Here is a 15,926-nt window from a genome sequence, read left to right as displayed (position 1 = left end):
CGCTTGTGTTCCTTCTCTCTCCTGGCGGATCGATCGGGCCGTGAGTCCGGCCGGATGAGGCGCTCCGGTGTCGGCTGCCCGGATGCGTCTCCCCGCTCGCTTTCCCGCCCGAGGAACCCCTACAAGGCCGATCGGAGGATGGCCTCTACGGCCTTCGTGATTCCGTCACCAGGCGCGCACGGGCAGGACCGCCTCCCGAGGGCGTCCTCCTCGTTCAGGTGCAGCGTCTCCGTCGGCTGCACGGCCTCGTCGTGATCCGACTGATCGGCCTCACCTCGGCCGGGCGCGGGCTCGTTCGCGGATCCCCGGCGGCGAGAGGAGGATCGCCGGCGCATCCGCAGTCGCTCATCGACCCATCAGGACGTCCGCTCCGTTCCGGCTCCTCCGACGCTGCCGTCGCGTCGTCCGACCTCGGCGCCGGAGCGGCGGCGACGGGCGCCGCTCCGATGGGACTCGGGTCGGGTCCGGTGAGCGGGCGCGTTCCGCCTCCGGCGCAGTCGGGTGCGGGAGGATGATCGGATGGACGACACGGCGGTACGGCGGCTCCTCGAGGGGCTCGCGGGGGCGGAGGCGAGCTTCCCGTTCGGCCCGGGCACGCGGGTGTGGAAGGTCGCCGGGAAGGTCTTCGCGCTCGAGTCGGAGCGCTTCGAGCGCCCCGTCGTGAGCGTCAAGGCGCTGCCCGAGAACGTGGTGCACCTCGTCGCGGGGGTCGAGGGCATCGAGCCCGGGTACCACCTGAACAAGAAGCACTGGGTGACCGTCGATGCGGGCGGGGCGGTGGAGTCCGGGCTGGTGCTGGAGCTGATCGAGGAGTCCCACGCGATCGTCGTCGCCGGACTGCCCAAGCGGCTCCGGCTCGCCCTCGGCGGCACCGCCGCCGGCTCGCTGAACGAGGACCGCTGAACGCCGCCCGCCCGGCGCCGCCCTGCCGCAGCGCCCCCGCCGCGGCAGAGGCTCGCGGGGCGCGGCCTACAGGCCGTAGGAGCGGAGGTACGCGGCGGTGTCGTGCCAGCCCTCGACGGCGAAGCACTCGACGCCCATCGCCTTGACGGGGTAGTCGTTGCCGTCCGGGTCGAGGCGGTCGCCGACGAAGATCATGTCGTCGAGAGGGATGCCCGTCAGCTCGGTGAGCTTGTTCATCCCGTACGCCTTGTCGATGCCCTTCCGGGTGATGTCGACCGACGTCGAGCCGCCGGAGCGGACCTCGAGGTCGGGGAGCACGGCCTGCACGGCCTCACGGAGGGTGTTCTTCTTCTCGCCGTCCGGGTCCCAGGCCTGCTTGACCTCGACGGGCGCGGACTGGCCGAGGGCCGAGAAGGTGATCTGCGAGTCGCGGTCCTCGAGGATCGGGCCCCAGGTCTCGGACTCCCAGTAGCCGAGCTCCTTCGCCTTCTCCTCGACGGCGGCGAGCGCGCGCGACTTCTCGTCCTCGGTGAGGTTCTCGGCGTAGATCTGCGCCCAGTCGCCGTTCTCGTACCGGTAGTACTGCGTGCCGCAGGTGGGCATGAGGTGCAGCTTCGCGAGCACCTCGGGGTCGGCGCCCTCGAGGCGGTCGAGCACCTGCATCCGGAACTGGCCGATCTGGCCGCCCGAGATGATGCACACCTCGGTGGCCTGGAGCAGCTTCACGAAGAGGTCGGCCATCGCCGGGTCGACGGGGGACTTCGAGGCGGCGAGGGTGTCGTCGAGGTCGAAGGCCATCAGGCGGGGCAGGGTGCTCATGGAACTCGTTTCACGGTCTGCGGACGGGGCGGTAACGAGGATACGGGGCGCCGCCGGAACGCGCGCGCGGTCGGCGCGAGCGGGCTCCGAGCGCAGACTGGGGGGCATGACCGCCGCCACAGCGCCCGACGGAGGACGCCGCTCCGTTCTGCGCACTCTCGCCCGCATCCTCCTGGGCCTGCTGCTCGTCACGGCCGGCACGGCGCACCTGACGGTCGCGCGTCAGGCCTTCCAGGCGCAGGTCCCGCCGTGGCTGCCGGCCGACCCGGACCTGGTGGTCGTCGCGTCGGGCGTCGTCGAGATCGCGCTCGGGCTCGCGCTCGTCGTGCTCGTGCGGTGGCGCGTGATCGTGGGAGTCGTGGTGGCCGCGTTCTTCGTCGCGGTCTTCCCGGGGAACATCTCGCAGCTGGTGACGCGGACGCCGGCGTTCGGCCTCGAGACGGACGCGGCGCGCGCGGTGCGGCTCGTCTTCCAGCCCCTGCTGGTGGTCTGGGCGCTCTGGTCGACCGGGGCGTTCTCGGCCTGGCGGGCCCGCCGGTCGCGACGCCGCGGGGACTGAGCCGCCGGTCCGCGGCCCGATCGTCCCGCGATCCTCCGGAACGGCGAACGGCGGCCGGCGGGAGACCCCGCCGACCGCCGCCCGTGCCCTGCTCGGCTAGGCCGCGAGGCGGCGTCGCGCGACGACCAGCGCGAGACCCGACAGCAGCAGCACGAGGGCTCCGCCGATCAGGCCGGCCGCGTCGGCGCCGGTGTTCGCGAGCGAGCCCGGGCCGGAGCCTCCCGCGACGGGGGCCGCCGTGGTGGTGGGGTGCGGCGACGGAGCTGTGGTGGGCTGCTCCGTCGGGGTGCCGGGCTCGGTCGGCGCCGGGGTGACCGGGACCTCGGCGGCGGGCTCCGTCGTCAGCGACCAGTTGGGGTCGTAGAAGTCGGCCTGGTCGATCACGCCGCGGGCGGTCGACCAGTCGATGAGGAGCTGGCGGATCTCGAGACGCTCGTCGTAGACGAGCGGTGCCTGCGCGACGGCCGGGTAGGCGCCTCCGCCGCTCTGGCGGTAGTTGTTGACCGCCATCACGAAGCGATCGTCGTCGGCGACCGGGGTGCCGTCGGCGTGGGCGAGACCGCGGATCCGCGAGCCGGCGGGCTGGGAGACGTCGATCACGTAGTCCAGGCCCGAGATCGCGTCGTAGTTGTAGTCCGGGATGCCGTCGGGGCGGTCCTCGGTCGTCGCGTTGGTGCCGGTCTCGGGGTCGAACACGGCGCCCTCGGCGGTCTGCACGAAGTAGCGGGCCGAGAACTCGAGGTAGTCGCGCACCTCGGCTCCGGTCAGCTCCACTCCGCGGAGGGTGTTCTCGTAGATGTACAGGCCCGCGATGTCGCGGATGCTGACCTGCCCCTTCGGGAAGACGGCGGTGCGCGAGAACGGCGACGCCTGCGAGATCACCGGCAGGTCGGCCCACTCGGTGCCCTCGAGCGCCGACTCGACGGTCTCGGCCTGGACGGTGTTGATGAAGTCGATGATCGGGGTGTCCTCGTAGCGCGAGGTCGCGGCCGAGAGCTCCTCGACCGAGTCGGCGACGGGGGTGTTCACGTACTCGATCGTGGCGGCGTGCTGCTCGGCGAGGGCGTCGACCAGTGCGGGCGACTCCTCGGCGATGTCCTTCGCGTAGACGGGCTGCGTGACGGGTGCGTTCCCGGCCGACCAGTCGACCTCGAGGCCGCCCGCGGCGTCCGGCACCAGGTTCAGGGTGACCTCGGTGAGGCCCTGCGCCCAGAACTCGGGCTGGGTGACCAGCACCTGCTCGCCGGCGACGTTGGTGAACAGCGTCTGCGGCAGGTCCTTGTGGCTGTGGCCGGCGACGACCACGTCGATGCCGGGGACCTGCGTCGCGATGTTGTTGACGACGTCCTCGTTGAGGTCGGCCGGGTCGTACTCGGCGTCCGGCACCGTGCCCTGGCCGGTGTGCGCGAGGACGACGACCACGTCCGCCTGCTCCTGCACGATCGGGACCCACTGCTTCGCGGCGGCGACCATGTCCTGGAACTCGAGGACGCCGTCGACGTACTGCTTGTCCCAGACGCGGACGCCGGGGGTGACGAGGCCGAGGACGCCGACGGTGACCGTCTTCCCGTCGATCTCGCGCTCGATCAGCGTGTAGGGGTCGTGGTACGGCTTGCCGGTGGCGACGTCGACGACGTTCGCGCCCAGCAGCGGGGCGTTCAGGTCGCCCTCGTACGCGCTGAGCATGTCGAGCCCGTAGTTGTACTCGTGGTTGCCGACGACCTGCGCGTCGTAGCCGATGGTGTTGAACGCGGTGGCCATCGGGTGCGTCGTCTCGCCGGAGAGGACGCCCGCGGCGCCGTCGCCGAGGCCGTAGTAGTAGGTGAGCGGCGTGCCCTGGATCGCGTCGCCGTTGTCCATGACGAGCACGGACTCCTCGCCCTTCTCGGCGCGGAGGCGGTCGACCTCGGTCGCGACGCGGGTGAGGCCGAGCGCACCGTCGGCCGGGTACGGCGCGTTCGCGAAGTAGTCCCAGTCGTAGACGTGCCCGTGCGTGTCGGTCGTCGACACCAGGGTGAGCTCGACGCCGTCGTCGAGAGGGGCGGCCGAGGCGATCGGAGCGGCGGTGGCGGCTCCGAGTGCGACGACGGCGAGGAGGCTTGCGGCGCGGAGTCTGCGCATCGTGGTCCTGTTCGCGTGATGAGTGGAGTGTGAACGTCCTCGAATCTATGCGCCGCGTGTGAACTGCGCATGACGGGATCGAGAGCATTGCTCGGCGATGCGTCCGCGGTGCCGGCCCGGAGCCGGTCGAGTCCGCGGGGCCGACCCCGAGCGCTGGAGCCGTCCTCCGGCCCCTCCGCTAGAATCGAGCGGCTGGTCGCGCGGAGGCGGCACGACTGCCGCGCCGCACCGGCCCACCCCCGCCCCTCCCGTCGAGAAGGACACGCCATGCCAGCAATCGTCATCACCGGCGCCCAGTGGGGCGACGAGGGCAAGGGACGCGCCACCGACCTCCTCGGCAGCCGCGTCGACTACGTCGTGAAGTTCAACGGCGGCAACAACGCCGGGCACACCGTCGTGGTGGGCGACGAGAAGTACGCCCTGCACCTGCTCCCCTCCGGCATCCTCACCCCGGGCGTCGTCCCGGTCATCGCGAACGGCGTCGTCGTCGACATCGAGGTGCTGTTCCACGAGCTCGAGGCGCTGAGCGCGCGCGGCGTCGACGTGTCGAAGCTGCTCGTCAGCGCCAACGCGCACGTCATCACCAGCTACCACCGCACCCTCGACAAGGTGACGGAGCGCTTCCTCGGCAAGCGCCAGATCGGCACCACCGGCCGCGGCATCGGCCCGGCGTACGCCGACAAGATCAACCGCGTCGGCATCCGCATCCAGGACCTCTTCGACGAGAACATCCTCCGCCAGAAGGTCGAGGGCGCCCTCGACCAGAAGAACCACCTGCTGGTGAAGGTCTACAACCGCCGCGCGATCCTGGTCGAGCAGGTGCTGGAGGACCTGCTGCAGTACACCGAGCGCCTCCGCCCGATGGTCGCCGACACGTCGCTCGTCCTCTCGCAGGCGCTCGACGCGGGCAAAACGGTGCTGTTCGAGGCCGGCCAGGCCACGATGCTCGACGTCGACCACGGCACCTACCCGTTCGTCACCTCCTCCAACGCGACCTCGGGAGGAGCGGCCACCGGCTCCGGAGTCGCACCGAACCGCATCGACCGCGTCATCGCGGTCATCAAGGCGTACACGACCCGCGTCGGCGCCGGCCCGTTCCCGACCGAGCTCTTCGACGAGTGGGGCGAGTACCTCCGCCGGCAGGGCTTCGAATTCGGCACCACGACAGGCCGCCCGCGCCGCTGCGGCTGGTACGACGCCCCGATCGCCCGCTACTCGGCGCGGATCAACGGGGTCACCGACTTCGTCCTCACCAAGCTCGACGTGCTCTCGGGCCTCGAGACCATCCCCGTCTGCGTCGCCTACGACGTCGACGGCGTGCGCCACGACGAGGTCCCGGTCTCGCAGAGCGACTTCCACCACGCGAAGCCGATCTACGAGGAGTTCCCCGGCTGGCAGGAGGACATCTCCGGCTGCCGCGAGTTCTCGGACCTGCCGCAGACCGCGCAGGACTACGTGCGCGCGCTCGAGGCGATGAGCGGCGCCCGGTTCTCGGCGATCGGCGTCGGGCCGGAGCGCGAGCAGGTCGTCGTGCTGCACGACCTGCTCGACTAGAAGCGGCGAGGAGCCGGGTCGGGCAGACCTCTCGGAGGCGGCCGACGTGGTCACAACGGAGGAAGAACGTCGGGGACCTCGCGGAGTGACGCGGATCCCGGGCCCTCTCGACGAATCCTTCCTCCGGTGTGGACACGACCGCCGCCGAGCGCGCCGGATAATCGGCGCATGCAGATCTACGCCGACCTCCCGGCCGTCCGCGCGCGGCAGATCCTGGCCGACGCCCTCGCTCTCGGCGTGGCCGTCGTGGCGATCGCCGCGGGGATCGCGGTCGGCTCGCTGATCGCCGGCCTGGCCGAGATCGGCCGGCGGCTCGAGAGCGCCGGCAGCGGCTTCGGCTCGACCATGAGCGACGCCGGGACCACCCTCGGCGGCATCCCCCTGCTCGGCGACGCCGTGCGCGCGCCGTTCGACGAGGCGAGCGGGGCCGGCTCCGTGCTGGCCGCCGCCGGACGCGACCAGCAGCAGCTCGCGAGCGCCCTGGCCGTGGTCGCCGGGCTCGCCGTCGGGGGCCTCCCGCTCCTGCTCCTGGCCGTGCTCTGGCTCCGGCCCCGGCTCCGCTTCGCCCGCCGGACCGCCGAGCTGCGCGCCCTCGGCTCGACCGGCGGCGGCACCGAGCTGCTGGCCCTGCGCGCGCTCACCCAGGCGTCCCCCCGCGACATCCTCGCCGCGCACCCGGACGCCGCCGCGGGCTGGCGGACCGGCGACCCCGCCGTCACCGCCGCGCTGGCGGCCCTCGCCCTCCGCCGGGCGGGACTCCGGCCCCGCTGACCCCGCAGGACCATCGCGGGTCCGCCGGAGGGATGATGCCGCGAGCCACTGCGGACGACGCCGGCGACACGGGTGCCTCCGTAGCGTCGAGGACATGCAGAACCAGACCTCCTCCGTCGTGGCGCGCGTCGAGGGCGTGCGCAAGCTCTACGGCAGCACGCCGCCCGTCGTCGCCCTCGACGACGTCACGCTCTCGATCGAGCGGGGCGAGTTCACCGCGGTGATGGGCCCCAGCGGATCCGGCAAGTCGACGCTCATGCACGTCCTCGCCGGCCTCGACACCGCCTCCTCCGGCCGCGTGTTCCTCGGGGACGCCGAGATCACCTCGATGAGCGACGCCGAGCTGACCGTGCTCCGCCGCCGCAGCGTCGGCTTCGTCTTCCAGGCCTTCAACCTCGTCCCCACGCTCGACGTGCGCGGCAACATCCGCCTCCCGTTCGAGCTCGACGGCCGCTCCGTGACCGGCGACGAGGAGCAGTGGATCGCCCGGCTGATCGAGTCCCTCGGGCTCCGCGAGCGCCTCACGCACCGGCCCCACGAGCTCTCGGGCGGGCAGCAGCAGCGTGTGGCGATCGCCCGCGCCCTCGCCACCCGGCCGCAGCTGATCTTCGCCGACGAGCCCACCGGCAACCTGGACTCGCGCACCGGCCGCGAGGTCCTCAGCCTGCTCCGGGCCTCCACCCGCGAGTACGGCCAGTCGATCGCCATGGTCACCCACGACCCGATCGCGGCGGCCTACGCCGACCGCATCGTCTTCCTCCGCGACGGGGCCGTCGTCGACGACCGCCGCGGGATGAGCGCCGAGGAGATCTCGCGCGCGATGCTCACGATGGAGGGCGCGGCGTGAGCGGCGTGCGCACGGGCTCGAGCCAGGGCGGGGGCGCCATCGTCACCGTCGCCGCACTCGCCGCGGCGTTCGGCGCCGTGCTGGTGCAGGTCATCGCCGACATGGTCGCGGCCTTCGCGGCAGCGGGGATCGACGGCATCGGCCAGGTCGCCCTCATGCTCGGGATGGTCGGCGCCGTCTTCTTCGGCATCGCGGTGTTCGTGGGCGGGATCGTCACGGCCAATGCGGTCTCGACCGTCATCGCCGGGCGCACCCGCGAGATCGCCCTGCTCCGCCTGCTCGGCGCCTCCGGCCGGTCGCTGCGCAGCGGGATCGTCCGCACGGGCCTCCTGCAGGGGCTCCTCGGAGCGGCGATCGGCCTGGTCGCCGGCGTCGCTCTCGTGGCGCTCGCCGCGGAGCTCGCCATCCGGAGCGGCACCCTGCCCCGCTTCGACTACCCGCTCGTCTCGCCCGGCCTCGTGCTGCCGCTGATCGCCGTGGTCGCCTCGACGGTCATCGCCTCGTGGTCCGGATCGCGCCGCGTGCTCGCGGTCGCGCCGTCGCAGGCCGCCGGATCCTCCGCCGAGCCCCGCTACGAGGAGCTGCGCGGCCGCACCGCCCGCAACGTCACGGCGATCGTCTTCGTCGTGGTCGGCGCGCTGCTGCTCGCCGCCGGTGTCGTCCTCGGGCTCGCCAACCCCGGCGGCGTCCTCCTCGGGCTGGTCGGAGGCATGGCGTCCTTCACCGGCGTGATCCTCGGGGCGCCCGTCCTGCTCCCTCCGCTCACGGCCCTCGTGGGCCGCGCCTTCGGCCGGGGCCCCGTCGCCCGCCTGGCGTCCGCCAACGCCGTCCGCAATCCGGCGCGCAGCGCCCGCGCCGTCATCGGACTGGTCATCGGAGTGTCGCTGGTCACGATGTTCGCGGTCGCCGCCGCCACCTTCGGCACGATCATGGAGCGCTCGGGTGAGACGAACCCCGAGGTGATCGCGGCGTTCGAGCAGTTCATCCAGGTGAGCACCGCGGTGATGAGCGTCCTGCTCGGCTTCTCGGTCGTCCTGGCCGCCGTCGGGATGGTCAACACGCTGTCGCTCAGCGTGCTGCAGCGCCGGCGCGAGCTGGGCCTGCTCCGCGCGCTCGGCTTCACCGGCTCGCAGGTGCGGTCGATGGTGGTGCTCGAGGCGGCGCAGATGATCATCGCTGCCGCGGTGCTCGGCATCGTGCTCGGGATCGTCTACGGCTGGTGCGGCGCGATCTCGGTGTTCGGCTCGCTGCCGGGCATCGGACTGATCCCGCCGACCGTCCCGGTGCCGATCCTGGTGGCGGTGCTCGTGGTCGGTGTCGTGATCACGGTCGTCTCGGCCGTGCTGCCCGCCCGCCGCGCCACGAAGGTGTCGCCGGTCGCCGCTCTCGCCGTGGCCTGAGGACCGGCACCACGTAGAACCCGCGGCCCGAGGATCGGCGCCCTCACCACGGAGGACCCGGTGCCCCGAGGGCCGGCGCCGCGCAGAACCCGCAGCCGGAGGGCCGGCGCCCTCACACCACCGAGAACCCCGCGGCGAGGGGCTCCCGCCCGCTCAGCGCGAGCAGGAGCTCCTCGCCGCGTCCGGCTCGAGCGGCCAGCCCGCCGGTCAGCGCGCAGCACGCCTCGACGGCCTCGCCGGGCAGCACGTGCGGGATCCCGGTGGCCCGCGAGAGGTCGAGCGTGTGCACGACCAGCTCGAGCAGCCGGGTCCGGAGGTACTCGTCCAGCTCGATCGCGTGGCCGCCCACGGCGACGAGGCGGCCGGGACGCTGGGCGGCGACCAGCTCGACCGCGCGGCCCGCCGCCTCCGCCAGCGCCTGAGCCGGCCTGTCGCCGAGCAGCAGCCCCGCCTCGACCCCGCGCCGCGCCACCGCCGCGGGGTCGGCGACGTTCCCGGCCAGCGCGGCGTAGTAGTCGAGCGCGTCCTCGATGGTCGGCTCGGGCGGCTCCGGAGCGAGGAGGTACGCCTCGACCGTCAGCACCGCCCGCGACGCGTGGCCCGCGAGGCCGCGGACGTCCCAGACGCCGAGCCCCGGCTGCTCCCACTGGTCGTCCCGCACCTGCGCGAGCAGACCGACGAGGGCGGCGGCGGCGGACTCGAACAGCGCGGCGGTGCTCATGGAGCCATGCTGGCACGGTGCCCCACACTGATCGCATGAGCAGTCCCCGCCGCCCCGGTTCCGTCACGCTCGTCGGCCGCTCGATCGTCCTCGAGCCGCTCGCCGCCGAGCACGTCGAGCCGCTCGGGCGGGCGATCGGGCGTCCGGAGGTGTTCGCCGGCGGCTACGGAGGGGGACTCGCCGGCCTCCCCGGCACCCCGGAGGAGTTCCGCGCCTTCGTCGACCGCTACTACCCCTGGGGCACGGGCCTGCCGTTCGCTGTGCTGCAGGAGGGGCGCGTCGTCGGCACGACCTCGCTGGCCGACTTCGACGAGACGCGCGAGGCGGCCCACCTCGGCTGGACGGCCTACGCGCCCGAGACGTGGGGCACCGTCGTGAACCCGGAGGCGAAGCGGCTGGTGCTCGGACTCGCCTTCGACAGCGGCTACGAGCGGGTGAAGCTCCAGGCGGATGCGGTGAACGCGCGCTCGCGGGCCGCGATCCTCCGCCTCGGCGCCGTGTTCGAGGGGGTGCTCCGCCACGACCAGCGGCGGGCCGACGGCTCGTGGCGCGACACGGCCGTCCACTCGATCCTCGCGGCCGAGTGGCCGGCCGTCCGCGACGCGCTCGACCGCCGGATCGACGCGGCGCTAGCGCTCCCCGCCTCGACCGCGCAACCGCTGACCGGGCGGCCGCCCGAGGAGTAGGAAGGAGGCATGGAACGCATCCACTACGCCGGCAGCTCCGTGCTGACGGGTACCGCCATCGCGCGGTCGCTGCTGGCCTACGCGGAGGCGCTGGCGCTCACCAAGGGGTCGATCACGGTCGACATCCCGATCCGCCAGGAGTCCGGCCGGCCCGGACGGGCGGCGCTGCTGATCGGACCGGCGAGCCAGCTGTTCTCGGAGTCCGAGGACGACGGAGCCGAGGAGCTGCTCGACGAGGAGCTCGTCGAGCGCTTCACCCGCGAGACGGCCCGCCTGGGCGTCTCGCACCCCGTGGCCGAGGAGGACGGCGGCGCCGGGCCCCTCTCCGCCGTCGACACCGAGATCCCGCACTTCCACGGCGAGGACGACTCCTGGTGAGCATCCGGGGCGCCGGTAGGATCGACACTCACGACTCCGCCCGACCCTTCGCGGACGGGCGACTTCCCGAACGGAGAACCGCCTGATGGGGCGACTGATCTACGACTCGACCCTCGAGGCCGACTTCGACGACCGTCTGCTGGCGCACCTGCAGATCGTGATCGGCTCGAAGCTCGCGCGCAACGAGTCCTTCTACTTCTCGTGGAAGGACTCGCAGGCGGTCGGCGACGGACGCACCTCGATCTGGCTGCACCCCGCCATCCCGCTGCGCTTCAAGTACCACGGCGGCCGTGCCCCGAACATCAACCCGGACTGGATCCGCCAGCTGCTCGCCGACTCGCACACGGCGCACGGGCTGCGGATCAGCGAGGAGCCCCACGGGACCGCCCGTCAGAGCGAGGAGAGCATGCTGTGAAGCGCGTCGAGATCATCTACGGCGGAGCGCCGTTCAGCCTGAGCGAGACGTCGGCCGCGGAGGTGCGCGAGAGCATCGACCGCGCCCTGGACGGCTCCGCGTCGCGCTGGATCACGGTGAACCAGGGCGAGGGCGAGCCCCGCGAGACCTCGATCCTGATCACGCCGGGAGTGGCGTTCTCGGTCGCCGACGTCGCGCACTGAGGTCGACGCCGCGGTCACGGTGATCGCCGCCGCTCACGCCGCCGGCTCGGTCCGGAACGACTGCCGTCCTCAGCGCACCCGCCCCGCTCAGCCCGCCAGCACGCGCGGGAACTCCCCCGGGATCTCGCTCGCGAGGTACCCGGCCGGGCCGATGCGCGCGGAGAGGCGCGTGTCAGCCTCCGTGTGCAGGAACGCGCCCCACGCGGCCGCGCCCATCGGATCGACGCCGCGCCTGCGCAGGCCCGCCGTCGCTCCGGCGAGCACGTCGCCGCTGCCCGCGGTGGCCAGCCCGGGGTGCTCGCCCTCGATCCGCACCGCGTCGCCGTCGGGCGAGGCGATCGTGTTGAACAGGCTCACCACCGCGCCGTAGCGCTCGGCGACCGCGAGGGCGGCCCGCTCGACGTCGTCGACCTCCTCGCCGAGGAGCCGGGACGCCTCCTCCGAGTTCGGGGTCAGCAGGAGCCGGCCCGCGAGCCTCCGTGCGAGACGGCGCTGCCCGGGCAGGACTCCGAGCGGGAAGGCGTCGAGGTGCACGGCCGGCACGTCGTCGAGGAGCGGAGCGAGGGCACGGAGGGTCGCGGCGGTCGCGCGCGGGTCGTCCAGGCCGGGTCCGATCAGGGCGACGTCGGCGGAGGAGAGCTCGCCGGCCAGGACGTCGAGCCCGCGGCCCGAGACGGAGCCGGTGCGCGTCTCCGCGAGCGGGACCACTCCGCACTCGGGCAGCGCGACCGCGGTGGCCGACGCGACCGACTCGGCGACGCAGAGCGTGATGCGACCCGCGCCGGTCCGCAGCGCGGCGATCCCCGCGAGGATCGCGGCGCCGGGCGTCTTGCGGGCGCCGCCGACGACGACCACGTCGCCGCGGGAGTGCTTCGAGCCTCCGGGCTCCGGGAGGGGCCAGCGCTGCTCGAGCAGGGCGCGGGAGACGAGGTCACTCATGAGGGTCTCCTTCTCCGTCCGCGCGGTCGTCGTGCCGGGTGACGGGGGCGCCGGAGCGCTCGAGGTGGGACGTGCGGTTGAAGAGCTCGAGGCGCCACGCGTCGCCGTCGCGGACGAGACGGGTGACGGAGCCGTTGGCGACGGGCGTCGAGGCGCCGATGTCGAGCAGCTCGTGCTCGGAGAGGCCCTCGAGGACGTAGCGGAGGACGAGGACGACCGCGTCGTGGCAGAAGAGGATCGCCGGCCCGGGAGGCGCGGCGACGGCGAGGTGGTCGACGAAGGCGCGGACGCGGAGCGCGAGGTCCGTCCAGGCCTCGCCTCCCGGCGGCCGGTAGTAGAACTTGCCGAGCCACTCGCGCCGCGCCACCTCCTCGGGCATCCGGGCCCGCACGCCGGCGGAGGTGAGGCGGTCGGTGACGCCGAGGTCGCGGTCGCGCAGGCGCTCGTCGGGGCGCAGCCGCAGGTCGATGCCGGCCTCGCCGAGGGCGAGACGCGCGGTCGCGGAGGCGCGGCGGTAGGGCGACGTCCAGGCGGAGGCGGGCCGCGCCTCCTCGGCCAGCCAGCGGCCGAGCGCGCGGGCCTGCTCCTCGCCGGCGGGGGAGAGCTCGACGTCGGGGTCGCGGCGGTCGACGGCGATCTCGTGCGCCCCCGAGGCCTCGGCGGCGCTCGCCGCGATGTTGGCGAGGCTCTCGCCGTGACGGACGAGGAGGAGCTCGGTCGGGCCGGTGGAGGAGGCGGGCATGGCTCCACGCTCCGCCTCGCGGGCCGGAGGCGCCAGGGGGTTCCGCCGCGGCGACGCGGGTTGCTACGGAGTCGTCAGGGGTTCCGCCGTCGTCAGGGCGCCTCTCCGTCGGCGCGCTCCTCCGCCGAGACCGCCGTGACGACCGCGGTGAGCGTCTCGGGGTCGCTCAGGATGCGGAAGTGCCCGCCGGTCTCGATCCGGACGTTGACCGCGCCCTCGAGCATGCTGCCCTCGGGGATGTGCGGATCGAAGAGGCCGAACACGGAGGTGATCCGCGCGTTCGCTCCGGAGCGGCTCGACAGCAGCAGGGTCGTGGCGTCGCGCGGCGAGAAGGCGCGCAGGCTCCGGAGGACCAGGTAGGGCGCGTAGCGGGAGCCGCCGAACGGGGTCGCCACGGCGACCATCCGGTCGACCCGGCCGTCCGGGTCGAGCTCGGTCATCACGTACTTGCCGATCAGTCCGCCCTTGCTGTGGGCGACGATCACCACGTCGCGGAGCCCGTGCTCGGCGAGGTAGGCGGCCACGTCCTCCGCGGTCCGGGCGACCGGGCGGCCGTTCCGGCCGAGGCTCGTCAGCACGTGGAGCGGGTGCCCGCGCTCGTGCAGCGGATCGATGATCGGGCGGAGGAAGGACCAGGTCTCCCAGATCCCCGGGAGGACCACGACGGGCCGCCGGTCGCCGTCGAGGTAGTCGTCCGGGGCGCGGCGCGAGAGGACGCCGCGTACCTGCCAGGCGACGGCGTAGGCGTAGTCGCGGATCCACCAGACGGCGTCGCGGACCAGGCGTCGGAGCCGGCTCATGCGGCCGGCTCCGACCGGAGGGGGAGCGGGGCGGCGGGCCTCTCGCCGAGCGCAGCGGCGAAGCGGAGGATCTCGCGGGCGAGCGCTCCGGGCTCGGTGCGGGGGACGACGTGGCGCGAGCCGGCGAACTCGACGAGCCGCCCCTCGCGCGCGTGGGCCGTGAGCCGCTCGCACCAGTCACGGGTGGCGATCGGATCGTCGCGGCCGCGGGCGACGAGGACCGGCACCTCCAGCCGGGCGACGCGCTCCTGCACCGGATGCCTCAGCATCTCGGGCAGCTGGCGCAGGTACCAGCGCAGGCCGCCGCGCAGGTAGTCGGCCAGCAGGATCGCGTCGACGCCCACCGGCTCGCCGAGGCAGTCCCGCAGCAGCGCGAGCCCCTGGCGGACCGCTCCGGGCCGCTGCGGATCCACCACCGGCCCGATCAGCACCGCGCCGTCGACCAGGCCGGGCGCGCGCAGCCCCAGCTCGACCGCCACCTGCGACCCCATCGAGTGCCCGACGACGACCGCGCGCGAGACGCCCAGTCCGCGGAGGACCTGCTCGACCTGCCGCGCGTGGTCCTCGAGGCCGACCCTCCGCCGCGGGCGCGCGTTCGCGCCGAAGCCGGCGAGGTCGACGCCGATCACCCGGCCGTGCCGCTTCAGGCGGGCGGCGAGCGGCGAGAAGGTGTGGTGCGACATCCCGATCCCGTGGATCAGGACGAACACCGCGCCCGCTCCGGCCGGACCGGTGTCGACCGTCCGCAGCGTGACGCCCTCGACCTCGTGTCGCACGGGGAGGACGCGGCGGGGCGGTGTCGGCAGCATCGTCCCAGGCTAGGGATCGGCGGCCGGCCGCGCGGGGGGATGCGCCCGCTCCCGCCGTGGTCTAGGCCGCATCCGCCCTGGGGAGGAGCGTTCACCCCGCCGGCCGCCGGCGGTCCCCGCCGAGCGTCCCGTCGTGCCCGCTGTCAAGCGGCTCCTCCTCGGCGGCGCCCCTGCCTAGCCTCGGAGAAGGGGGTCGGCGTGCGCCGCTCCCGGAGGGATGACGCCATGCGGATCGCGATCGTCGGGGCGACCGGCAACCTGGGGACGGCGCTGCTGCGGCGCCTGCACGGCGAGGCCGGGGTGGAGGAGATCGTGGGCATCGCCCGCCGGGCCCCTCGGCTCCGCTCGGAGGAGTACCGCGACGTGCGCTGGGTCGAGATCGACCTCGCGTCGAGCGTCGCCCCGCGGCGGCTCCGCGAGGCCTTCGCCGGCGTCGACGCCGTCGTCCACCTCGCCTGGGCGCTGCAGCCCAGCCACGACGAGCCGTTCCAGCGGCTGGTCGACGTCGGAGGCACCGCGGCCGTGCTCGAGGCGGTCGCCGCCGCGGGAGTCGGCCAGGTCGCCGTCGCCTCGTCCGTGGGCGCCTACAGCGCGGCGCCGAAGTCGATCCGGGTCACCGAGGACTGGCCCACGGGCGGCCTGCACACCTCGACCTACAGCCGCCACAAGGCCGCGAACGAGCGGCAGCTCGACGCCTTCGAGGAGCGGCACCCCGAGATCGTCGTCACACGCCTGCGCCCGGGGCTCGTCTTCCAGCGCGGAGCGGCGACGGAGATCGCCGGGCTCTTCGGCGGTCCCCACTACCCGACGCGGTGGCTGAAGGCGGTCCGGATCCCGGTCCTGCCGCTGCCGCGGAGCATCGTCTTCCAGGGCGTGCACGCCGACGACGTGGCCGACGCCTTCTGGCGCGCGCTCGACCGGCGCGCCGGCGGGGCCTTCAACATCGCGGCCGAGCCGGTCCTCACTCCGGAGCGGCTGGCGCACGCCTTCGGCGCCCGCCTGGTCACGGTGCCGTTCGGGCTGCTCCGCTCCGTCGTCACCGCGACCTGGCACCTGCGCCTGCAGCGCACCGACGCGGGCTGGCTCGACATCGCGGGCAACGTCCCGGTCATGTCGACCGAGCGCGCCCGCGCCGAGCTCGGCTGGGCGCCGACCCGCACGGCGGAGGAGGCGCTCGCCGAGCTCGTGGCCGGCCTGGCCGACCGCTCGACCGTCCCGGGCTCGCCCCCGCTCCGGGGCTGATCCGGCCGGGAGTCGAT

The 15,926-nt window shown here is 73.8% G+C and carries 18 protein-coding genes; 11 read left to right on the top strand and 7 right to left on the bottom strand.

The window, feature by feature from the left end; genetic code table 11:
- Window positions 1-519 precede the first annotated feature (519 nt).
- On the top strand, window positions 520-903 hold the full coding sequence (locus tag C5C71_RS03910) for an MmcQ/YjbR family DNA-binding protein (RefSeq protein ID WP_104222787.1): 384 nt from the start codon (window positions 520-522) through the stop codon (window positions 901-903).
- A gap of 66 nt (window positions 904-969) precedes the next feature.
- Here C5C71_RS03910 and C5C71_RS03905 read toward each other — a convergent pair whose 3' ends face one another.
- Window positions 970-1,722, bottom strand: coding sequence for an HAD-IIB family hydrolase (locus C5C71_RS03905; protein ID WP_104222786.1), 753 nt, complete (start codon window positions 1,720-1,722; stop codon window positions 970-972).
- A gap of 106 nt (window positions 1,723-1,828) precedes the next feature.
- Here C5C71_RS03905 and C5C71_RS03900 point away from each other — a divergent pair, with 106 nt between their 5' ends.
- The gene (locus tag C5C71_RS03900; protein WP_104225710.1) at window positions 1,829-2,281 is read left to right on the top strand and encodes a DoxX family membrane protein; all 453 of its coding nucleotides are present in this window, start codon (window positions 1,829-1,831) and stop codon (window positions 2,279-2,281) included.
- Window positions 2,282-2,377: 96 nt separating this feature from the next.
- On the opposite strand, the gene C5C71_RS03895 is transcribed toward C5C71_RS03900, so the two are convergent.
- Window positions 2,378-4,402 carry a bifunctional UDP-sugar hydrolase/5'-nucleotidase gene (locus C5C71_RS03895; protein ID WP_104273159.1) on the bottom strand — a complete coding sequence of 675 codons (2,025 nt, stop codon included), beginning with the start codon at window positions 4,400-4,402 and terminating at the stop codon, window positions 2,378-2,380.
- Window positions 4,403-4,669: 267 nt separating this feature from the next.
- On the opposite strand from C5C71_RS03895, the gene C5C71_RS03890 reads away from it, so the two are divergent.
- From C5C71_RS03890 to C5C71_RS03875, 4 genes are all read left to right on the top strand, one after another.
- On the top strand, window positions 4,670-5,956 hold the full coding sequence (locus C5C71_RS03890; RefSeq protein ID WP_104250676.1) for an adenylosuccinate synthase: 1,287 nt from the start codon (window positions 4,670-4,672) through the stop codon (window positions 5,954-5,956).
- Window positions 5,957-6,124: 168 nt separating this feature from the next.
- Window positions 6,125-6,727 carry a hypothetical protein gene (locus C5C71_RS03885; protein ID WP_104234281.1) on the top strand — a complete coding sequence of 201 codons (603 nt, stop codon included), beginning with the start codon at window positions 6,125-6,127 and terminating at the stop codon, window positions 6,725-6,727.
- 94 nt (window positions 6,728-6,821) lie between these two features.
- Complete coding sequence (locus tag C5C71_RS03880) at window positions 6,822-7,574, top strand: ABC transporter ATP-binding protein (RefSeq protein ID WP_104222781.1); 753 nt, start codon at window positions 6,822-6,824, stop codon at window positions 7,572-7,574.
- The gene (locus C5C71_RS03875) at window positions 7,571-8,974 is read left to right on the top strand and encodes an FtsX-like permease family protein (RefSeq protein ID WP_258063296.1); all 1,404 of its coding nucleotides are present in this window, start codon (window positions 7,571-7,573) and stop codon (window positions 8,972-8,974) included. The genes C5C71_RS03880 and C5C71_RS03875 overlap by 4 nt, the downstream gene beginning before the upstream one ends.
- Before the next feature lie 112 nt (window positions 8,975-9,086).
- Here the strand turns inward: C5C71_RS03875 and C5C71_RS03870 are convergent, their stop codons facing one another.
- Window positions 9,087-9,695 (bottom strand): maleylpyruvate isomerase N-terminal domain-containing protein, encoded by a 609-nt coding sequence (locus C5C71_RS03870; protein WP_104234280.1) that lies wholly within the window; start codon window positions 9,693-9,695, stop codon window positions 9,087-9,089.
- A 35-nt stretch (window positions 9,696-9,730) separates the two neighbouring features.
- On the opposite strand from C5C71_RS03870, the gene C5C71_RS03865 reads away from it, so the two are divergent.
- The 4 genes from C5C71_RS03865 (at window position 9,731) to C5C71_RS03850 (ending at window position 11,377) form a co-directional block, all read left to right on the top strand.
- Window positions 9,731-10,381, top strand: a complete 651-nt coding sequence (locus tag C5C71_RS03865) for a GNAT family N-acetyltransferase (RefSeq protein ID WP_104234279.1) — start codon at window positions 9,731-9,733, stop codon at window positions 10,379-10,381.
- A 9-nt stretch (window positions 10,382-10,390) separates the two neighbouring features.
- A complete protein-coding gene (locus C5C71_RS03860; RefSeq protein ID WP_104222777.1) occupies window positions 10,391-10,759 on the top strand; it encodes a hypothetical protein in 369 nt (122 codons plus the stop codon).
- A gap of 85 nt (window positions 10,760-10,844) precedes the next feature.
- Entirely contained in the window at window positions 10,845-11,174 is a 330-nt protein-coding gene (locus tag C5C71_RS03855) for an ATP-dependent DNA ligase (protein WP_104222776.1), read from the top strand.
- Window positions 11,171-11,377 (top strand): hypothetical protein, encoded by a 207-nt coding sequence (locus C5C71_RS03850; RefSeq protein WP_104222775.1) that lies wholly within the window; start codon window positions 11,171-11,173, stop codon window positions 11,375-11,377. The genes C5C71_RS03855 and C5C71_RS03850 overlap by 4 nt, the downstream gene beginning before the upstream one ends.
- 87 nt (window positions 11,378-11,464) lie before the next feature.
- Here C5C71_RS03850 and C5C71_RS03845 read toward each other — a convergent pair whose 3' ends face one another.
- From C5C71_RS03845 to C5C71_RS03830, 4 genes are all read right to left on the bottom strand, one after another.
- Window positions 11,465-12,316 carry an NAD(P)H-hydrate dehydratase gene (locus C5C71_RS03845; RefSeq protein WP_104337170.1) on the bottom strand — a complete coding sequence of 284 codons (852 nt, stop codon included), beginning with the start codon at window positions 12,314-12,316 and terminating at the stop codon, window positions 11,465-11,467.
- Window positions 12,309-13,058: a histidine phosphatase family protein gene (locus C5C71_RS03840; protein WP_104337169.1), complete on the bottom strand. Its 750-nt coding sequence runs from the start codon at window positions 13,056-13,058 to the stop codon at window positions 12,309-12,311. Before C5C71_RS03840 ends, C5C71_RS03845 begins: the two co-directional genes overlap by 8 nt.
- Window positions 13,059-13,150: 92 nt before the next feature.
- A complete protein-coding gene (locus C5C71_RS03835) occupies window positions 13,151-13,858 on the bottom strand; it encodes a triacylglycerol lipase (protein WP_104239324.1) in 708 nt (235 codons plus the stop codon).
- On the bottom strand, window positions 13,855-14,667 hold the full coding sequence (locus C5C71_RS03830) for an alpha/beta fold hydrolase (RefSeq protein WP_104288360.1): 813 nt from the start codon (window positions 14,665-14,667) through the stop codon (window positions 13,855-13,857). The genes C5C71_RS03835 and C5C71_RS03830 overlap by 4 nt, the downstream gene beginning before the upstream one ends.
- A 225-nt stretch (window positions 14,668-14,892) precedes the next feature.
- Here C5C71_RS03830 and C5C71_RS03825 point away from each other — a divergent pair, with 225 nt between their 5' ends.
- The gene (locus C5C71_RS03825; protein ID WP_104288361.1) at window positions 14,893-15,909 is read left to right on the top strand and encodes an NAD-dependent epimerase/dehydratase family protein; all 1,017 of its coding nucleotides are present in this window, start codon (window positions 14,893-14,895) and stop codon (window positions 15,907-15,909) included.
- The last annotated feature ends 17 nt before the right edge of the window (window positions 15,910-15,926 follow it).

Source organism: Rathayibacter sp. AY1C1 (assembly GCF_002932105.1).
In the GTDB taxonomy this organism is placed as follows: domain Bacteria; phylum Actinomycetota; class Actinomycetes; order Actinomycetales; family Microbacteriaceae; genus Rathayibacter.
This window is presented reverse-complemented; position numbering and strand designations above follow the sequence as displayed.